Source organism: Kitasatospora sp. NPDC059673 (genome assembly GCF_042734215.1).
In the GTDB taxonomy this organism is placed as follows: domain Bacteria; phylum Actinomycetota; class Actinomycetes; order Streptomycetales; family Streptomycetaceae; genus Kitasatospora.
The window spans coordinates 227088-250576 of the sequence record NZ_JBHWEN010000006.1 but is presented as its reverse complement, the minus strand read 5'-3'; the positions used below and the strand labels follow the sequence as shown (position 1 = coordinate 250576).

General features: G+C 74.0%; 23 protein-coding genes, 1 pseudogene and 1 riboswitch. Of the genes and pseudogenes, 10 read left to right on the top strand and 14 right to left on the bottom strand.

What is annotated here, in order from left to right:
• Nucleotides 1-2: 2 nt before the first annotated feature.
• Together ACFV18_RS10460 and ACFV18_RS10455 are read left to right on the top strand one after the other, a co-directional pair.
• Nucleotides 3-825 (top strand): annotated as a pseudogene (locus ACFV18_RS10460) (ABC transporter permease).
• Between the two features lie 218 nt (nucleotides 826-1043).
• A complete protein-coding gene (locus ACFV18_RS10455) occupies nucleotides 1044-1631 on the top strand; it encodes a TMEM165/GDT1 family protein (RefSeq protein WP_380481462.1) in 588 nt (195 codons plus the stop codon).
• Nucleotides 1632-1655: 24 nt separating this feature from the next.
• Here ACFV18_RS10455 and ACFV18_RS10450 read toward each other — a convergent pair whose 3' ends face one another.
• A complete protein-coding gene (locus ACFV18_RS10450; protein WP_380481461.1) occupies nucleotides 1656-2957 on the bottom strand; it encodes a hypothetical protein in 1302 nt (433 codons plus the stop codon).
• A 118-nt stretch (nucleotides 2958-3075) separates the two neighbouring features.
• Complete coding sequence (locus tag ACFV18_RS10445; RefSeq protein ID WP_380481459.1) at nucleotides 3076-4023, bottom strand: AraC family transcriptional regulator; 948 nt, start codon at nucleotides 4021-4023, stop codon at nucleotides 3076-3078.
• 133 nt (nucleotides 4024-4156) lie between these two features.
• Between ACFV18_RS10445 and ACFV18_RS10440 the strand changes: the two genes are divergently transcribed.
• The gene (locus ACFV18_RS10440) at nucleotides 4157-4654 is read left to right on the top strand and encodes a DUF1772 domain-containing protein (RefSeq protein ID WP_380481457.1); all 498 of its coding nucleotides are present in this window, start codon (nucleotides 4157-4159) and stop codon (nucleotides 4652-4654) included.
• A 5-nt stretch (nucleotides 4655-4659) separates the two neighbouring features.
• Here ACFV18_RS10440 and ACFV18_RS10435 read toward each other — a convergent pair whose 3' ends face one another.
• The 4 genes from ACFV18_RS10435 to ACFV18_RS10420 all read right to left on the bottom strand — a co-directional run bounded on the left by ACFV18_RS10435 (nucleotide 4660) and on the right by ACFV18_RS10420 (nucleotide 7706).
• Nucleotides 4660-5808 (bottom strand): methyltransferase domain-containing protein, encoded by a 1149-nt coding sequence (locus ACFV18_RS10435; RefSeq protein ID WP_380481455.1) that lies wholly within the window; start codon nucleotides 5806-5808, stop codon nucleotides 4660-4662.
• Nucleotides 5809-5812: 4 nt separating this feature from the next.
• Nucleotides 5813-5968, bottom strand: a complete 156-nt coding sequence (locus tag ACFV18_RS10430) for a hypothetical protein (protein ID WP_380481453.1) — start codon at nucleotides 5966-5968, stop codon at nucleotides 5813-5815.
• Nucleotides 5969-6114: 146 nt separating this feature from the next.
• Nucleotides 6115-6957, bottom strand: coding sequence for a helix-turn-helix domain-containing protein (locus ACFV18_RS10425; protein ID WP_380481451.1), 843 nt, complete (start codon nucleotides 6955-6957; stop codon nucleotides 6115-6117).
• On the bottom strand, nucleotides 6954-7706 hold the full coding sequence (locus ACFV18_RS10420) for a DUF6879 family protein (RefSeq protein WP_380481449.1): 753 nt from the start codon (nucleotides 7704-7706) through the stop codon (nucleotides 6954-6956). The genes ACFV18_RS10425 and ACFV18_RS10420 overlap by 4 nt, the downstream gene beginning before the upstream one ends.
• Before the next feature lie 148 nt (nucleotides 7707-7854).
• On the opposite strand from ACFV18_RS10420, the gene ACFV18_RS10415 reads away from it, so the two are divergent.
• The 4 genes from ACFV18_RS10415 to ACFV18_RS10400 all read left to right on the top strand — a co-directional run bounded on the left by ACFV18_RS10415 (nucleotide 7855) and on the right by ACFV18_RS10400 (nucleotide 10580).
• Nucleotides 7855-8499: an RNA polymerase sigma factor gene (locus tag ACFV18_RS10415; protein WP_380481447.1), complete on the top strand. Its 645-nt coding sequence runs from the start codon at nucleotides 7855-7857 to the stop codon at nucleotides 8497-8499.
• On the top strand, nucleotides 8496-9557 hold the full coding sequence (locus tag ACFV18_RS10410) for a CU044_5270 family protein (RefSeq protein WP_380481446.1): 1062 nt from the start codon (nucleotides 8496-8498) through the stop codon (nucleotides 9555-9557). The genes ACFV18_RS10415 and ACFV18_RS10410 overlap by 4 nt, the downstream gene beginning before the upstream one ends.
• A 158-nt stretch (nucleotides 9558-9715) precedes the next feature.
• Nucleotides 9716-10246: a GNAT family N-acetyltransferase gene (locus ACFV18_RS10405; RefSeq protein ID WP_380481444.1), complete on the top strand. Its 531-nt coding sequence runs from the start codon at nucleotides 9716-9718 to the stop codon at nucleotides 10244-10246.
• 19 nt (nucleotides 10247-10265) lie between these two features.
• Complete coding sequence (locus ACFV18_RS10400) at nucleotides 10266-10580, top strand: antibiotic biosynthesis monooxygenase family protein (protein WP_380481442.1); 315 nt, start codon at nucleotides 10266-10268, stop codon at nucleotides 10578-10580.
• A gap of 259 nt (nucleotides 10581-10839) precedes the next feature.
• Here ACFV18_RS10400 and ACFV18_RS10395 read toward each other — a convergent pair whose 3' ends face one another.
• The 6 genes from ACFV18_RS10395 to ACFV18_RS10370 all read right to left on the bottom strand — a co-directional run bounded on the left by ACFV18_RS10395 (nucleotide 10840) and on the right by ACFV18_RS10370 (nucleotide 17763).
• Nucleotides 10840-11664 (bottom strand): ECF transporter S component, encoded by an 825-nt coding sequence (locus ACFV18_RS10395; protein WP_380481441.1) that lies wholly within the window; start codon nucleotides 11662-11664, stop codon nucleotides 10840-10842.
• 186 nt (nucleotides 11665-11850) lie between these two features.
• Nucleotides 11851-13455, bottom strand: a complete 1605-nt coding sequence (locus ACFV18_RS10390; protein WP_380481439.1) for an ABC transporter ATP-binding protein — start codon at nucleotides 13453-13455, stop codon at nucleotides 11851-11853.
• On the bottom strand, nucleotides 13452-14600 hold the full coding sequence (locus ACFV18_RS10385; protein WP_380481438.1) for an energy-coupling factor transporter transmembrane component T: 1149 nt from the start codon (nucleotides 14598-14600) through the stop codon (nucleotides 13452-13454). Before ACFV18_RS10385 ends, ACFV18_RS10390 begins: the two co-directional genes overlap by 4 nt.
• A gap of 2 nt (nucleotides 14601-14602) precedes the next feature.
• Nucleotides 14603-15280 (bottom strand): SCO2322 family protein, encoded by a 678-nt coding sequence (locus ACFV18_RS10380; RefSeq protein WP_380481436.1) that lies wholly within the window; start codon nucleotides 15278-15280, stop codon nucleotides 14603-14605.
• Complete coding sequence (locus tag ACFV18_RS10375; protein WP_380481434.1) at nucleotides 15277-16863, bottom strand: prenyltransferase/squalene oxidase repeat-containing protein; 1587 nt, start codon at nucleotides 16861-16863, stop codon at nucleotides 15277-15279. Before ACFV18_RS10375 ends, ACFV18_RS10380 begins: the two co-directional genes overlap by 4 nt.
• Nucleotides 16864-16944: 81 nt before the next feature.
• A riboswitch (cobalamin riboswitch) is annotated at nucleotides 16945-17031 on the bottom strand.
• 66 nt (nucleotides 17032-17097) lie between these two features.
• A complete protein-coding gene (locus ACFV18_RS10370; protein ID WP_380481432.1) occupies nucleotides 17098-17763 on the bottom strand; it encodes a TetR family transcriptional regulator in 666 nt (221 codons plus the stop codon).
• A gap of 235 nt (nucleotides 17764-17998) precedes the next feature.
• Here ACFV18_RS10370 and ACFV18_RS10365 point away from each other — a divergent pair, with 235 nt between their 5' ends.
• The 3 genes from ACFV18_RS10365 to ACFV18_RS10355 all read left to right on the top strand — a co-directional run bounded on the left by ACFV18_RS10365 (nucleotide 17999) and on the right by ACFV18_RS10355 (nucleotide 21205).
• Nucleotides 17999-19318 carry a glycosyltransferase family 4 protein gene (locus tag ACFV18_RS10365; protein WP_380481430.1) on the top strand — a complete coding sequence of 440 codons (1320 nt, stop codon included), beginning with the start codon at nucleotides 17999-18001 and terminating at the stop codon, nucleotides 19316-19318.
• A 70-nt stretch (nucleotides 19319-19388) separates the two neighbouring features.
• Nucleotides 19389-20129, top strand: a complete 741-nt coding sequence (locus tag ACFV18_RS10360) for a class I SAM-dependent methyltransferase (RefSeq protein ID WP_380481429.1) — start codon at nucleotides 19389-19391, stop codon at nucleotides 20127-20129.
• A complete protein-coding gene (locus ACFV18_RS10355) occupies nucleotides 20126-21205 on the top strand; it encodes a prenyltransferase (protein WP_380481427.1) in 1080 nt (359 codons plus the stop codon). The genes ACFV18_RS10360 and ACFV18_RS10355 overlap by 4 nt, the downstream gene beginning before the upstream one ends.
• A gap of 109 nt (nucleotides 21206-21314) precedes the next feature.
• Here the strand turns inward: ACFV18_RS10355 and ACFV18_RS10350 are convergent, their stop codons facing one another.
• Both ACFV18_RS10350 and ACFV18_RS10345 read right to left on the bottom strand, forming a co-directional pair.
• Nucleotides 21315-22289: a hypothetical protein gene (locus ACFV18_RS10350; protein WP_380481425.1), complete on the bottom strand. Its 975-nt coding sequence runs from the start codon at nucleotides 22287-22289 to the stop codon at nucleotides 21315-21317.
• Nucleotides 22290-22494: 205 nt separating this feature from the next.
• Complete coding sequence (locus ACFV18_RS10345) at nucleotides 22495-23487, bottom strand: N-acetylmuramoyl-L-alanine amidase (RefSeq protein WP_380481423.1); 993 nt, start codon at nucleotides 23485-23487, stop codon at nucleotides 22495-22497.
• Nucleotides 23488-23489 lie beyond the last annotated feature (2 nt).

Here is a 23489-nt window from a genome sequence, read left to right as displayed (position 1 = left end):
AGTTGCTTGCCGCAGGCGGGAGTTCGCAGCTTCTGCCGGTCACCTGGCCGCTCGGTGCGGCGTGCGCGCTGCTGCTCGCGGTGGCCGCGCTGGTCGCCGGACGGGGCGGGCTGGGGCACGGGCGGGCGGTGCTGCGGGCCGGGGTGCGGGCGGCCGTGCAGCTGGCGGTCGTCGCGCTGGTGATCGCCTGGGTGGTGCGCTCGCTGTGGGCGTCCCTGCTGTTCGTGCTGTTGATGTTCGCCGTCGCCGTGCGCACCGCCGGGCGGCGGATGGGCGAGGGCCGCGCGGCCCCCGGCGGGCGGTGGGAGTGGGCGTGGGCGGCGGTGCCGATCGCCGCCGGGGTGCTGCCGGTGCTGCTCCCGCTGGCCGCCACCGGGCTGCTGCCGCCGGAGGGCCTGAGCGTGATCCCGGTCGCGGGCATCCTGATCGGCGGGGCGCTCACCGCGACCTCGCCGGCCGGGCGGCGGGCACAATGGGGGCACCTCCCAGCCCGCCAGGGCTGGGGGAGAGCTGCGGCTGCGCAGCGGCGAGGTGGAGGCCGCGCTCGCCCTCGGCTTCGAGGAGCGGGAGGCCTGGCTGGAGATCTGCCGGACCGCCGCCGCGACCTCGCTGGTGCCCGCCCTCGACCAGACCCGCACCGTCGGACTGGTCACCCTGCCCGGCGCGTTCGTCGGCATGCTGCTCGGCGGCGCGACGCCCGTCCAGGCCGGCGCGGTGCAACTGTTCGTGCTGGTCGCGCTGCTGGCGGTGCAGGCGGTGGCGGTCACCGCGGTGCTGGAGCTGGTCGGCCGGGGACTGGTCGGCGGCCCGGGCGGTGTCCGGTAGGCTCAACGGGTTGTTGAAGGGGAGTAGCCCTCCACCGGACCGTCGACATGCTGGCCCGTCCCTCGCGGACGCGCCCGGCGCCCGGGGCACCTCACGGGGTGTCGGCGAGACCTTCGGCCGCAGCGCTGTGACCATGAACCAGTGCTGCCGGGCCGAGGCGTCCCCTTCCGCGGGTGCCCCGGGGCCGGCGGCCGCAGACCGAGAGACCTTCGCATCCGATGAACAGCCTGACCATCGCCGCGCTCACGTTCGGCATCATCTTCCTCTCCGAACTGCCGGACAAGACCGCCCTGGCCAGCCTGGTCCTCGGCACCAAGTACCGGGCGGGCTACGTGTTCGCGGGCATCGCCGCCGCGTTCGCCGTGCAGGTCGCGCTCGCCCTGGTCGCGGGCAGCCTGCTGGCACTGCTCCCGCAGCGCTGGGTGGAGGGCGTCACCGGCCTGCTGTTCCTGGTCGGCGCGGGCATGCTGCTGTGGCACAAGGAGGACGAGGACGAGGAGGGCGCGGCCAAGGAACCCGCGAACAACTCGTTCTGGAAGGTGGCCGGCACCAGCTTCGTGATCGTCGCCGTCGCCGAGTTCGGCGACCTCACCCAGATCATGACCGCCAACCTGGCCGCCAAGTACGCCGATCCGCTGGCCGTCGGCCTGGGCTCCTGGCTGGCGCTGTGCGCGGTCGGCGGCATCGCCATCGTCGGCGGGCAGAAGCTGCTGCGGCACGTGCCGATGAAGGTCATCGTGCGGATCGCCGCGCTGGCGATGATCGCGCTGGCCGGGTTCAGCCTGTTCAAGGCGATCACCGGATGACGCCTCGTCAGGCGGCTGCCGGGCTCAGCATTTGGGGTTCTGGGCCATCTCCTGCAACAGGGCCTGGGTCTGTGGGTCGTAGACGCCCGGCTCGATGCCCTTCAGCTTGCCGCGGTACTTCCACTGGAAATTCATCAGCGCGTTCTGCGTCTGGGCGCCGAACCCCGGCTGGTACTTGTCGGTGATGTCCCCGTCGAGCCAGTTGACGGGCATGCAGCTGGCCTTCATCAGCAGGTGCTGAAGCTGCACCACGTCCGGCCCGGTGTCGTTCCGGCGCAGCGTCCGGTTCGCGCTGGGCGAGGGCGAGGACGACGGGCCGGTTGGGGGCGCGGACGTCGGCTCGGCCGGGGCGGTGGTCGGGGCGGTCGCCGGCTTGGTGGCGACGCTCTGGGACGGGCGGGCGGAGCTGCGGGTCGGCGACGGGCTGTCCGCGCTCGCGGACGCGTCCGGGGACGCCTCGGCGCTCGGCGGCGCGCTCGGAGTGGTCGCGGCGGAGGAGGCCACCGCCGGGCCGGTCGGCGCGGGAAGCGCGTGGTCGACGCTGTCCGGCGAGGAGGACAGCAGCATCGCCATGCTCACGGCCAGCGCGGTCACACCCACCGCGCCGCCCGCGATCACCAGCCGCTTGCGGTCGGCGCTGCGCCGCCGCTGCGAACGGCGTTCCGTCCGGCTGACGGGTGCGGCCGACTCGTCCTCGTGGAAGCTGAACATGCCCAGGTCGGCGGCCGGGCGCTCGGGGCCGTCCGGGACCGGGTGGAGCAGCACGGTGGCCGGGTCGGAGTCGGCGGGCACCGGGGGGATCAGCGCGGTCGGCGGTTCGGGCTGCGGCGGCGGGGGGACCACCCGGCCGAGCTGGAACGGGGCGCCCGGCCCGGTCGGCACGGACTGTCCGGGCGGCACGAACGGTCCGGGCGCCGACGGGTCCTGGGCCTGGACGGGCGGCAGCAGCTGCGTCGCGGCGGCGTCCGACTGGTCGGGGAACGGGGCGGGCGGCGGCGCGAAGGGGCCGGCGGCCTGCGGCGGCTGGGCCATCGGCATGTGCGGCGGCTGGGCCATCGGCGCCTGGGGGGTGATCGGCTGCACCGGAGGTGGGGCGACCTGGGAGGTGATCGGCTGCACCGCGGGCGGGACGACCTGGGTGGCGAACGGGTCGGCGGCAGGGTTGCCGGACTCCATCACCGGGGTGTCGGCGACGTACGGGCGCACCAGGTGCGGGCCGTCCAGCGGCGGGAGGACCGCGGTCTGCTCGGTCGGGGAGATCGCCTGACACGCGCAGCTGCCGGCCGGCCCTACGGTGCCGCAGCTGGGGCAGCGATCTGCCGGCATCGGCCGGTCCTCCTCGGGTCGGAATCGAACGGGGTGATTATGCAGGACCATCCCACGGGGCAACAGGGACGCCCGGGCCGGGGTGCGCCCTGGGCGATGTGCCGGGCCGCCGGGTCTGTCAGCCGGCCGCGGCGCCCGCCTGCTCGCGGAACTGCTGGGGGCTGAGCCCGCGGACCCGCTTGAACGCGGCGCTGAGCGCGAAGCCGCTGCCGTAGCCGACCCGGCGGGCGACCGCCGTGAGGGTGGCGTCCGGTTCGGCCAGCAGGTCGGCGGCCTGGGCGAGCCGCCAGCTGGTGAGGTACGCCATCGGGGGCTCGCCCACCAGGTCGGTGAAGCGCCGGGCCAGCGCGGCCCGCGAGACGCCGGTCGCGGCGGCCAGCTCGTGCACCGTCCAGGCGCGCGCCGGGTCGGTGTGCAGCAGGCCCAGTGCGCGGCCCACCACCGCGTCGGCGTGCGCCCGGTACCAGGCCGGGGCGTGCGCGGCGTCGCGGGAGAACCAGCAGCGCAGCGCGGAGATCAGCAGCAGGTCGAGCAGCCGGTCCAGCACCACCTCCTGGCCTGGCTCGTCCCGTCCGATCTCCGCCTCCAGCAGGGCCACCAGCGGCGAGCTCCACTCCTCGGCGGGCAGCCGCAGCACCGGCGGCAGCGCGCGCAGCAGCCGTCCGCTGACCTCGCCGTGCAGCTGGTAGGTGCCGCTGAGCAGCACCGTCGCGGCGTCCCTGGCGGTGCCCCAGGTCCGCACGCCCTGGTCGAGTTCCTCGCACATCCGCTCGCCGTCGGGGGTGGTCGACACCTGCCCCGGGTGGACCACCACCTGCGGCGCGGTCTCCGGCCGGTCGGCGACGGTGTACGGCTCCGGCCCGCGGACGATCGCCAGGTCCCCGGCCCGCAGCGGCACCGGCGGGCCGCCGTCCGGGACGATCCAGCCGTCGCCGCGCACCGTGGTCAGCACCGTCAGCGGCGCCCGGTCCTCGATCCGGATCGCCCACGGCGGGTCGAACACCGACCGCAGCAGGAACGCCCCTTGGGCCCGGGGGCCGGTCAGCAGTGCGGTGAGCGCGTCCATGGCCGCCAGCGTAGACGTCCGGCGCCCGGCCGGGTGGACGCTCACGTATGTCAACGAGCTTCTGGGCCATGGATCTTGGGCTCGTCCACCGAGTTGACTGGGCGCCATGACCAGACGAACGGGGGCCCACGGCATGGCAGTTCTTCGCACGGTGACGCTGATCGGCGCGACCCTCACCGCAGGGCTCAGTGCGGGCCTGTTCTACTCCTACGCCTGCTCGGTGATGCCCGGCCTCGCCAAGGTCGAGGACCGCGCCTTCGTCGACACCATGCAGCGCATCAACGTGGCCATCCTGAACGGCTGGTTCATGCTCAGCTTCCTCGGCGCGCTGGTGCTCATCGTCGCCGCGGGCATCCTGCAGTGGCGCGGCGGCAACCGCACCGTCCTGCTGTGGATCGGCGCCGCCGCCGTCCTCCACCTCGCCATGTTCGTCATCACCAGCGCCGTCAACGTGCCCCTCAACGACAAGCTGGCCGCCGCCGGCGCCCCCGACAAGCTCGCCGACCCGGCCGCCGTCCGCGCCGCCTTCGAGGACGTCTGGGTCCGCTGGAACCTCGTCCGCGCCCTCACCTCCACCGCCGCCTTCGCCTGCCTGACCTGGGCGCTCGCGCTGTCGGGCCGCAACTCCTGATCCGGTCAGTCCAGTTGGACGGTGTGCGCGCCGTCCGGCGAGACCCTCAGCACGAACCGCTCGAACCCCGGCCGACCCCGCTCGTTCCACCACCGCCACGCGGCCTCCACCTCGTCCCACAGTCGGCGTGGTCCGGACTGCACCACCTCGAACTCCTCCCGCCCGCCCGGCTCCCAATCGGCCGTCGCCCACGAGGTGACGGCCGTGTCGTGCAACCAGAGCGTGTAGGACCCGTCCCCGTACCGCTCGGTCAGCGGGAAGACCCCGGGGACACGACTGCCGATCGCGAACATGGCCGCCCAGTCGCCGAGTTCGTCCGGCGACAGGGTGGTGGTGGAGCGGACGCCGTCGGCGGGCCACGGCTCCGACAGGTAGGCGCGGCTGTTCGGGCGGGTGGCGCGCTGGGCGCGCAGGCGCATGAACGCGGACGAGTGGACGAACCTGCCGCGGGCGCCGCCGTCCTGTTCCACCGTCAGTTTCACCACGGCCTCGCCGCCGTACTCCGGCCCCCAGGGTGCGACGATCACCGCGCCCGGGCGGCACTGTTCGATCCAGGCGCGGGGCACCCGCCGTACCGAGCAGGTGGCGATCACCCGGTCGAACGGCGCGGTCGGCTGGTGCCCGGCCGCGCCGTCGCCGACCACGGCGGTGGGGGCGTACCCGGCCCGGGCGAGCCGGCGGTGGGCGTCGGCGGCCGTGCTCGCGTCGACTTCGACGGTGGTGAGGTTCGCCGACCCGAGACGGTGCGAGAGCAGCGCGGCGTTCCAGCCCGTGCCGGTGCCGATCTCCAGCACGCGGTGACCGGGCGCGACCTCCAGGGCGGCGAGCATCGAGAACACCATCGTCGGCATCGAACTCGACGAACTCGGCATGGTTCCTCTGGTGTTGCCGGTGCTCGCCCCGTCGTCCCACTGCGTGGTCAACGGCACGTCCGCGTACACCGCCCGCCACCACGCGTCCGCATCCTCCCGCCGGCTCACCGCGTGACCCTGCCGTACCCCGTCCGCCATCCCCGGCCACACGGTGTCCGGCACGAACAGGTGCCGAGGGACGGCGTGATACGCCGCGAACCAGTCGGGTTGCAGGGAGCCGTTGGCGATGAGCGCGGAGGCGAGTCGGTCGCGACCGGCCTCCGCGCGCTGACGTGCCGTCACCACGTCAGCGCCCCGTCGCCGGGCCCTGGCCGTCCGAGGTGTTCCCGCCCTCGTCGCTGCCGCCGCCACCGTGCTTGTTGCCGCTGCTGCTGTCGTCCTGCTGACCGCCACCGGATCCGTCGCCGCTGCCGCCGCCGTGCTTTCCGCCGAACGCGGGCATGGTGCCTCCTTGTTCTCGCCTGGGGGACGGGCTTCCGTCCCGATGCTCACGCTAGGTGGCGGCGGGTGTGGCGGAGGGGCCTGATTCTCGGTAATTCCCCTGCGAGTGGGAAGAGTTCGCGGACTGGCCCGGATTCCTGCCCGGGCTCAGGTGGTGTTCAGCACTTGACGGCACCGGGCGATCACCCGCTGGGCCTCCGGGCCGTGGACGGCCGCGCGGCTCAGCGACTCCCACACGCGCAGGTAGAGAGCGACGCTGTCGGGGTCGTCCAGCCAGAGTTCGGCGTGCCAGTCCTCGGCGATGACCAGGCGTTCGTCGTGGACCCAGAACCCGTTGGCGGGCGGCAGCTCGACCGGCGCGTCGAACGGGACGATGCCGAGAGTGACGGTGTCCAACCCGATCACCCCGCTCAGACGGTCGAGTTGGGCGGCCATCACGTTCGGCGGGCAGATACGGGCGCGCAGGGCCGCCTCCCACATGACGATGTGGAAGCGCTTGCCGCGCCGGTACAGCAACTCCTGGCGGCGGATGCGGGCCCGGACGGCCTCGTCGATGTCGCGGGGGGAGCGGTGGAGGCCGACGTAGGCCTCGAAGATGTGCCGTGCGTAGTCCGGTGTCTGGAGCAGGCCGACGATCATCGCGTTCTGCCAGGCCCTTGTGGTGGACGAACGCTCGTACTCGACCGTCAACCGGTCCTGGACCGGCCGGTGTCCGGCCGCCAACTGCCGTCGCCAGGAACGGGATTGCGTCTCGAAAGCGCGAAGCCGGGCCGACAGTTCGGCTGCCGCCCCGGGCTGTCCGACGCCGTCCGCCCAGGCCCGTAGATCATCGTGGGTGGCGGTCTGGCGGCCGGTCTCCAGCTTGCTGACCTTGGACTGGGTCCATCCGAGGTGCTCGGCCAGTTGACGACCTGTGAGACCGCCCTCGGTCCGCAGCTCGCGGAGCCGCAGACCGAGGGCGTATCGGGCCTGTTGGAAATCGGTGGTCACTCGCCGGACGGTACCCCAGCACGGAACTCGCGGTGCGGTACGGCGAAGTGCCAGGCGGCGTCCCGCTCCTGGCAGGCCCGGTTGACCCGGACCGGGTCGGTGATCACCTCGATGTCGGTCAGCACGTCGTCGGCGTCGAAGTGCAGCAGGGCGATCACCCGGGAGTCGAACACCCAGGCGTCTTCCAGCGGGAGACCCAGGCGATCCGCGTCCTCTCGCCACAGGTAGCGGACGTCCTCGCCCACGGTGCCGATCTGTTCGGCGTTGTCGAGCAGGTAACGCTGGCCGAGGGTCGGCGGGTTGTCCATGATCCGCACTCGCTCGAACCGCTTGCCCTGCGCGGACTGCACACGGCGGTTGCGGGCCCAGTCGTTGTTCATGTCCCAGGCGGGGTCCTCGCCGGCCACGAACCGGCGGTAGGTCTCGGTCTCCTCGTCGGAGCGGTACTGGCGGCGGGTCTCCAGCCGGAAGGCCGTGTGCTGGAAGGTGTGGAACATCGACTCGAACTCGTCGTAGCTGATCAGCACCGGCTCGCGCTCGGTGGCACGCGGCGCGAAGTCCGCGAGCAGGACACGAGGCACCGTCACAAACCCCTCGCCGGGCTTGATGTTGCGGAACTGGGCCACCTCCGCCGGGTCCGTGACCAGGTCGCCCTGCACGATCACCTGCGCGGTCTCCTCGTCCTCATACAGCGTCGGGCAGCCGTCGCTTCCGGAGTTGCTGCCGATGTAGCGCAGTCGACGGGTCATGTCTCCCTGTTCCCTCCTGTTGGCGGTCGGCGTCAGAATGCCCGCGCACCAGGCGCGGCGGGGCGCTGATTCGCGAATATTCGTCCGGAGGGGCGGGCGTGATGTGGGTCACGGGAACTCGAGGGCGGGCGCCGGACAGAGGATAGGGGTGATCACAGATATGCGAACCCGGGTGCGGGCCGGGGACCCGGGTGTGTTCGGGGAGTTGTTCGACCGGTATGCGCGGACCGTCTACAACCATGCGTTCCGGCTGACCGCGGACTGGTCGGTCGCCGAGGACGTCATGTCGGCGACGTTCATGGAGGCCTGGCGGTTGCGCGGCAAGGTGGGGGCCGAGGGCGGGTCGTTGCGGCCGTGGTTGCTGGGCATCGCGACGAACCTCGCCCGCAACCACTGTCGTAGCAACCGGCGTTACCGGGCGGCGGCCGCGGCGCTCGCTGCGACGGGGCCTTCGGTGGTGGAGACACCCGACCACGCCGAGGAGGTGGCCGGGCAGGTGGACGACCGGCGGCGGATCGCCGCGACGATGGCCGCGATGGGCACGTTGCGCCGGGCTGAGCGCGAGGTCCTGGTGATGTGCCTGTGGGAGGGGTTGGAGTACACCGAGGCGGCCGAGGCCCTGGGCATTCCGGTCGGGACCGTGCGTTCCCGGCTGTCCCGCGCCCGCACCAAGCTGCGCAAGCTCGCCCATGCGGAACTGGCGGCGGGAAAACGGGAACCCGCCCGCCGTCCTCGACAGATGAATGGGGACCGCGCGACAGCGGTCCGGCCCGTACCGGAAGGAAACCGATGAACGCCAGCCCCTCCCAGCCGCTCCCGGCTGATCGGACGGAGGCCGATGGCCTCCTACCGACCGTGGAGCGGGATCTGCCGTCGGGTCGCCACCAGTTCCACAAGGAGCGCCTGATGGCCCAGATCCACGAAGACCTCGCCAACGCCACCCCCGTCCGCGCCCCCCGGCGGCGCAACCCGTTCCTGCGCCGCGTGGTCCTGCTGCCGGTGGCGGCGTCCGTCCTGGCCGGCGCCGTCGTGGTCGGTGCCGGCCTGAGCCGGGGCAGCGACCCGGTCGAGGCCATCGCCCCCGGCACCGCACCCGTCCTGACCACCGACATCCGCCCCGCCGACCCGAAGGGAGCCGTGCAGCTGCTCGACCGGATCTCGATGGTCGCCCAGGAGAGCACGGCCCCGCAGGCGCGTGCGGGCCAGTTCGTCTACATCGAGTCGAAGGTCGCCGGCACCTCGGTGTGGTCGGTCAACGGCAAGGACTCGGCGGTCAGCGAGGAACTGGACACCCGGCGGAGCTGGAAGTCGGTGGACGGCCACAAGGGTTGGCTGATCGACCGGCGGAACAAGGACGGCATCTCGCTGGACACGACGGAGGCGCCGGCCCTCAACGCGCCGTCCTACAACTACCTGGCCGCCCTGCCCACCAACCCCGACGACCTGCTGAAGAAGATCTACGCGGAGACGGCGGGCCACGGCCCCGGCCCCGACGCGGAGGCGTTCACCACCATCGGCGACCTGCTCATCGAGAGCTACCCGTCCCCCCAGCTCACGGCCGCGCTCTACAAGGCCGCCGCCAAGATCCCGGGCGTGACCAAGGTGGACGACGCGGTCGACGCCGCCGGCCGCCACGGGGTCGCGGTGGCCCGCTTCGAGGAGAAGACCGGCGTGCGCACCGAGTGGATCTTCGACAAGTCCTCGCTCGCCTTCCTCGGCGAACGCACCGTCCAGGTCGAAGGCACCTCCGGCGGCGGCCTGATCAAGCCCGGCACGGTCATCTTCACCAACGCGATCACGTCCCGTGCCATCGTCGACGGCATGAAGCAGACCTCCGCGCAGTCGGCCTGACCAGCCTGGACTCGTCACCCGAGCCCGGACGTTCGCCCGCCCCTCCCGACTCGATTCGACCCGAGCCGGGAGGGGCCGGGGATTCCGCACTGAGACCCCGTTGTCCGGGTGCGGGCTGCCCGCCGGATACTCGTCGGACGACCCGACCCGGAGGCAGCGTGAGCCAGTTCAAGCCCGAAGAGATCCGCACCGACCGACTGGACCTGCTGCCCCTGCGGGTCGAGCACGCCGAGGAGATGGCCGCCGTGCTGACCGACCCCGGCCTGTACGCCTTCATCGGCGGTGCGCCGGACACCGCGCAGGCCCTGCGAGCGCGCTACGAGCGGTGGGTGGCCGGCTCGCCCGATCCCGAGGAGTCCTGGTGCAACTGGGTGATCCGGCTCCGTGACGAGGCCTGTCTGGTGGGGACGGTCCAGGCGACGGTCACCACCGACGGCTGTGGGGCGGTCGCGGAGATCGCCTGGGTGGTGGGAACGCCCTGGCAACGGCGCGGCATTGCCGCCGAGGCGGCCCGGGGGCTCGTCGCCCGGCTCCGGCAGCTCTCGGTGCACACAGTCGTTGCGCACATCCACCCCGAGCACGCGGCGTCCGCCGCCGTCGCCACCGCGGCCGGACTCGCGCCCACTGACCAGTGGGAGGACGGAGAGGTCAGGTGGCAGCTGGGCGGGCCTGCGGGTGCGGGGGTGTGAGGTGGGGGAGGATGGCGGCATGAGCGTTGTGAAGATCAATGTGCTGACTGTCCCTGCTGAGCAGCGGGAGGTGTTGGAGCAGCGGTTCGGCTCGCGGGCCGGGGCTGTGGAGGGTGCGGACGGGTTCGAGTGGTTCGAGCTGCTGCGGCCGGTGGAGGGGACGGACCAGTACCTGGTGTACACGCGGTGGCGGGACGAGGAGTCGTTCCAGGCGTGGATGGAGGGCCCGATGAAGTCCGCGCACCAGGGCGGGGGCGACCGGCCGAAGCCTGCGGCGACGGGGTCGACGGTGTGGTCGTTCGAGGTGGTGCAGTCGGCCGGGCCGAAGGCGTAAGTACACGGGGAACCAGGGCCGGTCTCGGCGGAGGCCGGCCCTCTGCATGGGACTGCGGCAGAACGTCAAGGCCGGTCTGTACGCCGCAGGTTGGAGGGCCGGCCCACCGGAGCTCGCCTGGGGGAGTCGTTCCGGGGCTGGTCACCGGCGGCCGAACTCGCCTTCACCCGGCGGACGGAGTGGGCCACCGAGCGCGACGTCACGTACGGGCCGGGGTCTCGGCGGCGGAGGTGCGGAAGACGCACTGGGAGCTGGCCGATCAGTGGAAGGCGGCGCGGCGGGTGGCGCGGCGCAGGGTGCGCAGGAGGGGGCCGCCGACGGTGAGGCAGAGGACGGCGGTGAGGGCGGCGCGGGGGAGGTCCCAGCCGAGGGACGTGGTGAGGCAGTAGAGGGCGAAGCGGGTGAGGTTGGCGGGGAGGGGGTCGCCGGGGACGAAGGAGATCGAGGTGCTCAGGCCGCCGATGTAGGGCCAGCCCTGGAGGTTCATCACCACGCCGTAGCCGATGGCGGAGACGACGCCGTAGAGGGCGAGGAGGACGAGTTCGGCGCGGCCGCGCAGGCGGGCGGCGCCCGGGAGGAGTCCGGCGCCGAGGCAGACCCAGCCCATGGCGAGCATCTGGAACGGCAGCCAGGGTCCGACGCCGCCGGTGAGCAGGCCGGAGGCGAACATCGAGAGCGCGCCGAGGACGAAGCCGAAGCCCGGGCCGAGGGCGCGTCCGGCGAGCACCATCAGGAAGAACATCGGCTCCAGTCCGGCGGTGCCGGCGCCGAGCGGGCGCAGGGCCGCGCCGGCGGCGGCGAGGACGCCGAGCATGGCGACGGCCTTGGCGTCCAGGCCGGGTGCGCCGGTGGCGTGGCGGCCCTCGGAGAGTTGGGCGACCAGCACGGCGAGCAGTAGCGGCAGCAGCAGGGCGAACAGCCACGGCGCGTCGGTGGAGTGGCCGACCAGGTCGGAGTCGCGGGCGGCGAGCAGCGGCCAGCCGAACGCGGCGACGCCGATCGCGGAGACCAGCGCGAGCACGAGCACGGAGCGCCGCCCGAGCGGGACGGGCCGGGTGAGTTCGAGGGACGGCTGGCCGCTCATCGGGGGCACTCCGGGGTGGCAGGCACATGCGGCGGGACGGGTCGGTGGGCGGAAGTGCGGCCGGGTCGGGTGGGCCGGGCGAGTTCGAGGGACGGCTGACCGCTCATCGGGGGTACTCCGGGGTGGCAGGCACATGCGGCGGGACGGGGCCGGGCACGGGACGGGTGGCGGGAAGGGGGTGCGGCGTCATGGCAAGTCCCGTAGGGCGAGGGCGACTTCGGGGACGGTGAGGTACGGGGGGAGGATCTTCGCGGTCTGCGGGGCGAAGGTGGGGGAGGCGAGGACGACCTCGGGGGTGGGGCCGTCGGCGACGATCTCGCCCTCGGCGAGGACGGCGGTGCGGTGGGCGAGTTCGGCGGCGAGTTCGACGTCGTGGGTGGCGAGCAGGACGGCGTGGCCGTCGGTGGCGAGGGTGCGCAGGATGTCGACGAGCCGGGCCTTGGCGGCGTAGTCGAGGCCGCGGGTGGGTTCGTCGAGGAGGAGGACGGGGGGCCGGGCGGCGAGGACGACGGCGAGGGCGAGGGTGAGGCGCTGGCCCTCGGAGAGGTCGCGGGGGTGGCGCTGGTCGTCGATGCCGGGGAGCAGGGTGGCGAGGATGCTTCGGCAGCTTCCGGGTTCGGCGTCGGCGTCCTGGTCGGCGGCGGCGCACTCCTCGGCGACGGTTTCGGCGTACAGCAGGTCGCGCGGGTCCTGCGGGACGAGGCCGACGGAGCGGATCAGGTCCTTGGGGCGGGACTTGTGCGGGGTGAGGCCGTCCACGCGGACGGTGCCGGAGTCGGGGGCGTGCAGGCCGACCAGGCTGCCGAGCAGGGTGGACTTGCCGGCGCCGTTGCGTCCCATCAGCGCGGTGATCTGGCCGGGGAACAGGGCGAGTTCGACGCCGCGCAGAGCGGGGACGGGGCCGCGGGAGACCACCAGCCGGGAGACCGTGGCGATCGCGGGGTCCGACGGCGCCGCAGGAGGAACGACGACGGGCGCGGGCAGCCGCTCGCGCAGCGTCGCCGCGCGCCGCCGGGCGTCGCGGACGGTGAGCGGCAGCGGGTTCCAGCCGGCCAGCCGCCCGAGGTCGACCACCGGGGGCCGGACGGGGGAGCGGGCCATCAGGGTGGCGGGGTCGCCGAGCACGGGGGGCTGGCCGGGGCCGGGGAGCAGCAGGACCTGGTCGGCGTACTGGACGACGCGTTCCAGCCGGTGTTCGGAGAGCAGGACGGTGGTGCCGAGGTCGTGCACCAGCCGTTGCAGGACGGCCAGCACCTCCTCGGCGGCGCCCGGGTCGAGCGCCGAGGTGGGCTCGTCCAGCACCAGCACCTTGGGGTGGACGGTCAGTACCGAGCCGATCGCCACCCGCTGGCGCTGGCCGCCGGAGAGTGCGGAGAGCGCGCGGCCGCGCAGTTCGGCGAGGCCGAGCAGGTCGAGGGTCTCCTCGACCCGGCGGCGCATCACGGCGGGGGGCAGGCCCAACGACTCCATGCCGTAGGCGAGTTCCTCCTCGACCGTGTCGGTGACGAAGTGCCCGGCCGGGTCCTGGCCGACGGTGCCGACCACGTCGGCGAGGTCGCGTGGCCGGTGGGTTCGGGTGTCGCGGCCGGCGACGGTGACCCGTCCCTCCAGGACGCCGCCGGTGAAGTGCGGCACCAGGCCGGAGACGGTGCCCAGCAGGGTGGACTTGCCGGCGCCGGACGGGCCGACCAGCAGGCACAGTTCGCCCTCGGGAATGGTCAGGTCGACGCCGCGAAGGGCGGGTTCGGCGGCGTCGGCGTACCGGACGCCGACCTGCTCGAAAGTGATCACCGGTTGCTCCGGGGCGGTTCGGGGGTGACGAAGGCGGGCAGCAGGCCGAGCAGCACGGCCGCGGCGGGCAGCAGCGGCAGTCGGGGCGCGGTCGGTGGCACCACCGACGGCGTCAGGGCCTCCGGCCAGCGGCCCGCGTACCAGATCAGGGCGGCCGCGACCAGCGCGCCCGAGAGGGCGGTCAGCCACTCCGGGAGCGCCCAGGGGTCGGGCCGGTACCGGGTTCTGACGGAACGCCGGCTGCCCAGGGCGAGCCCGGCGGCGGACGCGGCGACGCCCGCCAGCAGGGCGGGAAGGGCCCAGGCGTGGCTGCCCGCGGTGAGCAGCCCGTAGCTGGCGCTGCACACGGCGAGCAGCCCGGCAAGCGTCAACACGCCTGCGGTGCGTACCAGTTGGCGCGGCACGTCGGCGGTGCGGCCGAAGCCCCGGGTGTCCATCGCGGCCGCCAGCGCCACCGAACGCTCCAACGCGCCCTCCAGCACCGGCAGTCCGACCGACAGCACCGCCCGCACACCCCGGTCGGTGCGGCCGCGCAGCCGACGGGCCGCGCGCAGACGGCGGACGTCCGCGACCAGGTTGGGCGCGAACGTCATCGCCACCACGGCCGCCACGCCCGCCTCGTACAGCGCGCCCGGCAGCGAACGCAGCAGCCGCGACGGCGAGGCCAGCGCGTTGGCCGCGCCCACGCAGGCCAGCAGCACCGCCAGCCGCAGGCCCTCGTACAGCGCGAACAGCACGCCCTCCAGGCTCACCGAACCACCCAGCCGGACGCCCTGCGCCCAAGCAGGGAGCGGGAGTTGGGGGAGCGTGAACAGGACGTGGGTGCCTCCGACGGGCGAGCCGAGCACGATCGCGAACACCAACCGGGCGGCCAGCACCAGCAGGCCGAGCCGCAGGAACGCCGCGTACGAGCGGGCCCACGGCGCTTCGCCGCGCCGGGCCGCCACCACGAAGCCCGCCACCGCCAGGATCAGCAGCAGGAGCAGCGGATTGGTGGTCCGGCTGGCGGCCGCCGCGAGGCCCAGCGACCACAGCCACCACGCGCCCGGGTGCAGCTGCCGGGGCAGCGAACGGCTGTGCACCGCCCCCGGGTTCGCGGACCCGGAGGCGGTCGGAGCGGTGCGGCGCAGACGGTGGACGGACATGGTCAGCGGGTGCGGCGGCGACGGGCCTGCCAGAGCGCGCCGACGCCCAGCAGGGCCACCGCACCGACCCCGGCGATCACGCCGACGTCCGGGCCGCCGTCGCCCTTGTCGGCCGAACCGCCCGATGCGGCACCGGAGTTGGAGCCCGCCGCGACCTGCTCGCCGCAGCCCGCACGCGGGTAGCCCGCGATCGCGCACAGCAGCCCGCCGGAGTCGTAGCGCAGCGGCGCGGCCACCGCGGCCAGCACCTCCGCCGAGTTCGCGGCGCTCGGCACCGAGGCGCACACCGAGCGTGCCTCGGCGGGCTGTTCACCGTTCGGGGCGTCCTTCGCGGTGCCGAAGTCGAGCACCACGGCGACCCGCTTGTGGCCACCGCTGGGCGCGGTGTTCGCACAGATCGCGGAGAAGTCGGCGGGCAGCGACGGCCGGGGTGCGTCCTGGCCGCCGTCCGGGCTGAGCACGAACCGCCAGCCGTCCACCGCGCCGTCCGCGGGCACGTTCCCGGTCGGCCCGACCTGCTGGAACGCCCAGCCGTCCGCGCCGCCCTTCCAGAACGACCAGTACCGGTAGTCCGCCGCCTGCGCGGACCCGGCGCCCGGCCCGAGCAGCGCCACCAGCACCCCGAGCAGGGCGACAACGGCCCCGGCGGGTATGGGAGTTCGGCGCACCCGGCCGATCACCGGCCCTGCTCCGGCTGCTCACCCGACGGCTGCTCGCCTGAAAGCTTCTCGCCCGAGGCGCTGTCACCGGACGGCCTCTGGTCCGACGACTTCCCGTCCGACGCGCCGTCGCCGGACGACGCGCCGTCGCCGGACGACGCGCCGTCGCCGGTCGGAGCGGTCGCGGTCGCGGTCGCGGAGCCCCCGGCAGGGGTGTGGCGGCGGCGGTTGAGGCTGAGCAGGATACCCGCGCCGATGCCGACCAGCAGGCCGACGGCGATCAGCCAGCCGGCCGAGAAGCCGCTGTTCTCGTCGGGCTCGGTGATCGCCGAGCCGGGCGCGCGGGTGGCCTGCGGGTCGCCGGCACTCGGACCGACCTTCGGCTTGGGGCCGGAGTCGACCAGCAGCTGCACCAGGTTGGCGCCGCCGAAGTTGTACGGGTCGAGCTTGGCGGCGCGGGCGGTGAGCACCAGGGTGGCGGTGGCCGCCGGGTCGGTGCCGCTCTTGCTCTGCGCGGCCCAGGCGTAGCCGTTGCCGGCCAGCCAGTCGGCGGCGCTGGCGGCCTCGGTGAAGTGGCCGGAGGCGACCAGGCCGAGCACCGACCAGGCGGTGGAGTTGTAGTCGGCGGTGGCGGCCGCGCCGGGGGTGTCCAGCAGCAGGCGCTGCCCGTTGGCGGCGAGCTTGCCGGTCAGCCAGGCGGCGTCCGCCTCGGCGGAGTCGGCGTGCGTGACCGGGCCGTCGCCCGGGGTGTCCGGGCAGGCCAGGGCCTTCGGCGCGGCGCCCTTGCGGTCGGCGGTGGTGACCGGCAGGTGTCCGCCGGCGGAGGCCAGCAGCGCCTGCGCGGAGGCGAGCGTGTTGGGCGCGGCCGGGGAGCCCGTGACCGGCTGGTAGATGAACGCGCCGCGCTGCTCGGCGGGGGTCCAGCAGCCCTGCTGGAAGGAGGCCAGGCCCTGGTAGGCGGACTGCCCGCCCGGGGTGGCCGTGGTGGCCGGGTCGAGGCCGGCGGCCAGCAGCGCGTTCACCACCAGCGCGGTGGAGTTGGCGTCGCCGGGCGTGCCCGGGTTGTACGCCCAGGTGCCGTCCACGGTCTGCTTGGCGCGCAGCCAGTCGGTGCCGCGGGTGACCTGCTGCTGGTGGCCGCCGAGTGCGGTGAGCGCCTGGATGGCCATCGAGGTGGCGTTGGAGTCCTCGGTGGCGGGGACGCAGGCCGCGCCCTCCGCCCGGTAGGACGGCCAGCCGCCGTCCTCGCACTGCTGGCCGAGCAGCCAGGTCACGGCGGCCTCGGCGGGTTCGACCTTCTCCTGGTGCAGGGCGATCAGCGCCAGCGACTGCCGCCACACGCCGTCGTACTGCGGGTCGCCCTTGCCGTACAGCCCGGCGGGCACCCCGGACGCCGCCGTGGGCGAGCCGGACGGGGACCCCGACGCCGAACCGGACGCCGAACCGGAGGCCGATGCGGACGGGGAGCCGGAGCCGGACGCCTCGGAAGAGGCAGAGGGGGAGGCGGAGGCGGGATCGGGGTCGGCGAGCGCGGGCACGGCGGCGGCGCCGGCGAGCAGGGCGCCGGCCAGTGCGGCGGCGCCCAGGCGGGCAGCGGTCAGCATGGGAGAAAGCCTTTCGGGAGCGGTCGCAGCGGACCCGTGCGCACGGGCCGCCCGTAGACCCACGACGGAGGAGGGCCGCTCGTCTCCGGCCGGGCAGTCCGACTGCGTCGCGCCGACGGGCGGCGCGGCTCACGGTTGCGGGTCAGCGCCGGAATCGCACCGGCTTCCCCCGGCCTCGGAGGCGGATGCAGTTGTTCGGCGGTCCGGTGGGGGCCGTCCCGCGCCCCCAAGACTTTAGCCGCCGACCGGCGCGGCACCCCTCGCAGGTGGTGGAACCGGTTGCAGTTCGTCCTCGTCCGCGACCGGCGTGGCGAGCGTGAGCAGCCGGGCGGCGGTGTGCAGGTCGGCCCGGACCTCGGCCAGCGAGGCGCGCCCCGACAGCCAGGCCAGCAGGGTGGCGTGCCAGGTGTGGGCGATCACCCGCAGCGCCGCCTGCTGGCCGGCGGTCGGCGGGTCGGGGAGGCGGGCGGCCTCCAGCACGATCGCCGAGGTGACCTGGGCGACCTCGTCCACCTCGTTGCCCACCGAGCGGTCGGCGAAGGACAGTGCCCGCACCATCGCCTCCGCCAGCCGGGGCTCGCGCTGGAGTGCGTGGAAGGCCTGGGTGAGCGCCTCGGCGACCCGGGCCGCCGGGTCCGCGCCGGTCGGCGGACGCCTTCTCACCTGGTCGTGCAGCCGCTCCAACTGCTCGCGCATCACCGCCACCAGCAGGTGCACCTTGGACGGGAAGTAGCGGTACAGGGTGCCCAGGGCGACCTGTGCGCTCTCCGCCACCTCGCGCATCTGCACCGCCTCGAAGCCGCCGCGGGCGGCCAGCGCGGTGGCGGCCCGCAGGATGCCCCGGCGGCGTTCGGCCTGGCGCGGCGTCAGCGTCCCGTCGGTGGTGGCGTTCGCGGTCACGTTCACTCCCGGGGCGGAGGATCGAAGGACGGGGTGGCGCCAGGTGGTTGCGCAGCGTGGCGTGAATCACCTGCCGGGGCTCCTGACGGCAAGCTACGGCCCGGTAATCTTCGAGGTCTCTCGTTGTCCGCTTTCCCCGACGGCGAGCCTGCACCACTGTGAAACGTGATCTACTTTACCGGTCGGCGGCCACGTCCGTCGCCGGTCCCGGTGAGTAGGGAAGAGGGGCCCCCGGATGACCGCGTTGCCGCCGCCGTCGCTGCGGATCGCCCTGCTGTCGTACCGCGGCGACCCGTTCTGCGGCGGCCAGGGCGTGTACGTGCGCCACCTGTCCCGGGAGCTCGCCCGGCTCGGCCACCACGTCGACGTGATCGGTGCCCAGCCGTACCCGGTGCTCGACGAGGTCGAGGGCCCCGGCTCGGTGCGGCTGGTCGAACTGCCCAGCCTCGACCTGTACCGCGCCGAGGACCCGTTCCGCACCCCCGCCGCCGGCGAGTTCCGCGGCCCGGTGGACCTGCTGGAGTTCGCGGTGATGCGCACCGGCGGCTTCCCCGAACCGCTGACCTTCTCGCTGCGCGCCCGCCAGTACCTGGCCCGGCACAAGGGCCGCTACGACGTGGTGCACGACAACCAGACCCTCGGCTACGGCCTGCTCGGCCTGGCCCGGCACGGCTTCCCGCTGGTCACGACGGTCCATCACCCGGTCACCGTGGACCGGCAGTTGGAGATCGACGCGGCCACCGGCCGGCTGGAGCGGCTCGGCAAGCGCCGCTGGTACGCCTTCACCCGGATGCAGCAGCGGGTGGCGCGGCGGCTGGAGCACGTCATCACCGTCTCGGAGAGCTCCCGCGGCGAGATCGCCGAGCACCTCGGCGCCGCCCCGCACGCCATCTCGGTCGTCCCGATCGGCGCCGACACCCGGCTGTGGTCGCCGTCCGGCGACATAGCCCGGGTGCCGGGCCGGATCGTCACCACCTCCAGCGCCGACGTCCCGCTGAAGGGCCTGGTGCACCTGGTCGAGGCGCTGGCCAAGGTCCGCACCGAACGCGAGGCCCACCTGGTGGTGGTCGGCAAGCCGCAGAAGGACGACGGCCCGGTCGCCGAGGCGGTGCGCAGGTTCGGCCTGGAGGAGCACATCGAGTTCCGCACCGGCCTGACCGACGCCGAACTCGTCGACCTGTACCGCTCCGCCGAGGCCGCCTGCGTCCCGTCGCTGTACGAGGGCTTCTCGCTGCCCGCCGCCGAGGCGATGGCCACCGCCACCCCGCTGGTCGCCACCACCGGCGGCGCCATCCCCGAGGTCGCCGGACCCGACGGCGAGACCTGCCTGGCCGTCCCGCCCGGCGACGCCGGGGCGCTCGCCGCCGCGCTGGGCCGGCTGCTCGACGACCCCGCGCTGCGCGCCCGGCTCGGCGAGGCCGGACGGGCCCGCGTGCTGGAACGGTTCACCTGGGCCCGGGCCGCCGAACTCACCGCCGACCGCTACCGGGCCGCCATCGCCACCGGTGCGGGCGCCGCCGCCCGCTCCGGGCCCGGCTGGCGCTACGTCGGCTGACCGAAAACCCCGCCAGAAATCCGCCAGGCCGTCAACACCCGTACCACCCCTCGTGAATGGGAGCCCCGCAGTGCTGACCGTCGACTTCTCCCGCTTCCCGCTCGCCCCAGGAGACCGGGTGCTCGACCTGGGCTGCGGCGGCGGCCGGCACGCGTTCGAGTGCTACCGGCGCGGCGCCAACGTGGTCGCCCTGGACCAGAACGGCGAGGAGATCGCCGAGGTCCGCAAGTGGTTCGCCGCCATGGAACAGGCCGGCGAGGCACCCGAAGGGGCCAGCGCCACCGCCATGGAGGGCGACGCGCTGAACCTGCCGTTCGACGACGACACCTTCGACCGGATCATCATCTCCGAGGTGATGGAGCACATCCCCGACGACAAGGGCGTGCTCGCCGAGATGGTCCGCGTCCTCAAGCCCGGCGGACTGCTCGCCGTCACCGTGCCCCGCTACCTGCCGGAGAAGATCTGCTGGGCGCTGTCCGACGAGTACCACGAGGTCGAGGGCGGGCACATCCGCATCTACAAGGGCGACGAACTGATCGAGAAGGTCCGCGAGGCCGGCCTGGAGCCCTACGGCAACCACCACGCGCACGCCCTGCACTCCCCGTACTGGTGGATCAAGTGCGCCATGGGCGTCAACAACGACAAGGCCCTGCCGGTGCGCGCCTACCACCAGCTGCTGGTCTGGGACATCGTCGGCACCCCCGTCATCTCCACCCTCACCAAGGCCGCCGAGAAGGCCCTCAACCCGGTGCTCGGCAAATCCTTCGTCGTCTACGCCAGCAAGCCGCACCAGCCCCGGACCGGCGCGTGACGGCCGCCGTCCCCGCGGCCCTGCTGCTGGAGGGCGTCCTCGACGCCGCCCAGGCCGCCGACACGGTGCGCTCGATCCTCGCCCAGCAGCAGAGCGACGGCGCGATCCCCTGGTTCCACGGCGGCCACCTCGACCCCTGGGACCACACCGAGGCCGCGATGGCCCTCGACACCGCCGGCGAACACGCCGCCGCCGAAGCCGCCTACCAGTGGCTCGCCGACCGGCAGAACCCCGACGGGTCCTGGTACGCCGCCTACGCCTACGGGCAGGACGGCATCGCCGACGGCACCGCCACCGACCGCGCCCGCGAGACCAACTTCTGCGCGTACATCGCCGTCGGCGCCTGGCACCACCACCTGTCCACCGGCGACGACCGCTTCCTGGAACGCATCTGGCCCGCCGTCAGCCGCGCCCTCGACCACACCGTCCGGCTCAGCCTTCCCGGCGGGGCGATCGCCTGGCGGCAGGACGAGGACGGCACCGCCGCCACCGACGCGCTGCTCACCGGCTCCTGCTCGATCCTGCACGCGCTGCGCTGCGGACTCGCCGTCGCCGACCACCTCGACCGGCCCCAGCCCGACTGGGAACTCGCCGCCGGCCGCCTCCAGCACGCCATCGCCCGCCACCCCGAGCGGTTCCTCGACAAGGACCGCTACTCGATGGACTGGTACTACCCCGTCCTCGGCACCGCGCTGCGCGGCGAGGACGCGACGGCCCGCCTCGCCGCCGACTGGGACCGGTTCGTCGTCCCCGGCCTCGGCGTCCGCTGCGTCAGCGACCGGCCCTGGGTCACCGGCGGCGAGAGCGCCGAACTCGCGCTCGCGCTGTGGGCCGCCGGACAGTCCGACCGCGCCGTCGAGATCCTCCGCTGGATCCAGCACCTGCGCCACCGGGACGGCTCCTACTGGACCGGCTACGTCTTCGAGGACGACGCGATCTGGCCCGAGGAACGCACCACCTGGACCGCCGGCGCGCTGCTGCTCGCCGTCGCGGCCCTCGGCGGCGACCACGCGACGGTCAGCGTGTTCGGCGGGGAGCACCTGCCGCCGGGGCTGGTCGTCGGCGACTGCTGTTGATCCGACAAACCCAAAGGTCCGCCCGGGGAGGGGAGTTCCCTCCTCGGGCGGACCTTTTGGTGTGCAAGGGGTTGTGCACGTTCCCGCGCACGCCCCCGCTGAGCGGGCGTCAGCCCCGCTGGATGCCCGCGGTGTCGTTCAGGACGCCGTGGGTGCCGTCGGGCAGCTGGGCGACGAGCGCCGCGCCGCGCTGGTCGACCGCCAGGTACCAGGTACCGGGGACCAGCTCGCCGACCGGCGGGGCCGCCGGGTTGTCCTTGTTGCCCAGCTGACGGACCGCCGGGACGGCGAACCAGAACGGGGCGAACGGGGCGGCGGCGGCCTGCGGCGGAACGTGGTCCTGGATGGCCGGCTGGACCGCCGTGGGCTGCTGCGAGGCCGGCTGCGGGGCCGGGGCGGCCGCCTGTGCGGGCGCCGGGTAGCCGTACCCGCCGGCCGGCTGGCCGCCGAACTGCTGGGCGGGAGCCGGAACCGGCTGCTCGGCCTGCGGCTGCGGCTGGCCGGGGAACGGCTGCTGCTGCGCGCCCGGGTAGCCGTACGCGCCGGGCTGACCGGGCTGGCCGACCTGGCCGGGGGCGCCGGGCTGGCCGCCGTACGGCGGGAACGGCTGCGGCACGGTCTGGGCCGGCGCGGCGGCGGACATCAGCGGGCCCTGGAGGGCCGGGACCAGCGGACCGGCGATCACCGCGGCCGCCAGCACCAGGGTGGAGAACAGCGACAGGTAGGCGCCCGCACCGTTGGTGAAGCCCTTCGGGACGCCGAACATCGTCCACAGGCAGCCCCAGAACGAGACCACGGCCAGCGCCGTGCCCCACTGGTCCAGCCGCAGGCCGGCGACCTGCTTGGTGCCCCAGGCCTCCTTCTGGAGCCGGAACAGCAGGATCAGCACCGCGCCGATCACGCCGGTCAGCACGACCGAGGGCAGCACCGGGAACAGGTCCGAGGACCAGCCGTTCCGGGACACGTCCGGGCAGAGCTTGCCGGAGCAGTCGATCGTCACGAAAGGCAGGAAGGACGAAATCAGGAGCAGTACCGCCGCACCGGCGACGGCGGCGTCTCCCCTGGTGAGAGCGCGCAGATTCACTGACGTTCCCCTCATTGGTGTAGTCGTGGTCGGCGGGCGGTGACCGAGCCCCCGTGGTACCGGAGCGGTACAACGGGGCAAAAGCCTAGGGCCAAGGCGACGCCGTGTGCACAGTGCCCTCCGGATCCGGCACGAACCGGACAGCTCGGCAGGGCGCTCGGCACGGGGACAGGACAGGGTTGAAGCGGTGGGTCTGTTCGGCGGCTCACCCCGTGAGATAGCTGGTCAGAGCGTCGGCGACGGCCTGGGCGGCGCGCTGGCGCCACTCCGGGTCGGACATCCGCTTCGCGTCGCCGGTGTTGCGCATGTTGCCACACTCGATGAACACCTTCGGGACCTTCGACAGGTTGAGTCCGCCCAGGTCGCCGCGGGTGTCCAGGCCCTGCTGGCCGATGTAGCTCGCCGTCGGCTCCCCGGTGCCGGCCTTGAACGTGTCGCGCAGCAGCACGCCCAGCCGGTGCGAGGGATCGACGACCGCGGCGGTGTCGGCCGGGCCGGCCACCACCTTGGCGGGCATGATCACGTGGAAGCCGCTGCCGGACGCCGGCGCGCCGTCCGCGTGGACCGAGACCGCGGCGTCCGCCTTGGCCTCGTTGCCGATCCGGGCCCGCTCGTCGATGCACGGACCCCACGGACGGTCACCGTCCTGGGTGAGCACCACGGTGGCGCCGCGGTCCTGGAGGATCTGCCGGGCCCGGTGCACCACGTCCAGGGTGAACTCGGCCTCCGAGTAGCCCGCGTTGGTGGACGTGCCGGTGGTGTCGCACTCCTTGTGGCCGTTGCCGATGTCCACCTGGCGGTTGATCTCGGTGGTGTGCTTGCCGTTGGCGGTGTTGTGGCCCGGGTCGAGCAGCACCGTCTTCCCGGCCAGCGGGCCCTTCCCGGCGTCCGGGGCACCGGCGGACGGCGAGGACGGCGCGGCCGGGCCCGTGGACGCACTGCCGTCCGGGGCGGGGGAGCCCGTCGGAGCGCCCCCGTCCACCCGGTCACCCTCCGCGAAGTGCGGCGAGGACGTCGGGTGCGCGCTGACGTCCCGCGAGCTGTTCGCGACCGCCTGCCAGCCCAGCCAGCCGATCAGACACACCGGCAGCACCACGCTCGCCAGCTTCACGGCCGGCCGCCAGCGCGCGGGGCGCGGTTCGGAGCTGTCGGAGAACGGGTCGGGTTCGACGGGGGGCGGGGTGGTGCGGCCGGTCAATG

Coding starts and splice junctions, on each gene's coding strand:
- ACFV18_RS10455 (WP_380481462.1), top strand. CDS start 1,044: ATGAACAGCCTGACCATCGCCGCGCTCACGTTCGGCATCATCTTCCTC.
- ACFV18_RS10450 (WP_380481461.1), bottom strand. CDS start 2,957: ATGCCGGCAGATCGCTGCCCCAGCTGCGGCACCGTAGGGCCGGCCGGC.
- ACFV18_RS10445 (WP_380481459.1), bottom strand. CDS start 4,023: ATGGACGCGCTCACCGCACTGCTGACCGGCCCCCGGGCCCAAGGGGCG.
- ACFV18_RS10440 (WP_380481457.1), top strand. CDS start 4,157: ATGGCAGTTCTTCGCACGGTGACGCTGATCGGCGCGACCCTCACCGCA.
- ACFV18_RS10430 (WP_380481453.1), bottom strand. CDS start 5,968: ATGCCCGCGTTCGGCGGAAAGCACGGCGGCGGCAGCGGCGACGGATCC.
- ACFV18_RS10420 (WP_380481449.1), bottom strand. CDS start 7,706: ATGACCCGTCGACTGCGCTACATCGGCAGCAACTCCGGAAGCGACGGC.
- ACFV18_RS10410 (WP_380481446.1), top strand. CDS start 8,496: ATGAACGCCAGCCCCTCCCAGCCGCTCCCGGCTGATCGGACGGAGGCC.
- ACFV18_RS10400 (WP_380481442.1), top strand. CDS start 10,266: ATGAGCGTTGTGAAGATCAATGTGCTGACTGTCCCTGCTGAGCAGCGG.
- ACFV18_RS10395 (WP_380481441.1), bottom strand. CDS start 11,664: ATGAGCGGCCAGCCGTCCCTCGAACTCACCCGGCCCGTCCCGCTCGGG.
- ACFV18_RS10385 (WP_380481438.1), bottom strand. CDS start 14,600: ATGTCCGTCCACCGTCTGCGCCGCACCGCTCCGACCGCCTCCGGGTCC.
- ACFV18_RS10375 (WP_380481434.1), bottom strand. CDS start 16,863: ATGCTGACCGCTGCCCGCCTGGGCGCCGCCGCACTGGCCGGCGCCCTG.
- ACFV18_RS10365 (WP_380481430.1), top strand. CDS start 17,999: ATGACCGCGTTGCCGCCGCCGTCGCTGCGGATCGCCCTGCTGTCGTAC.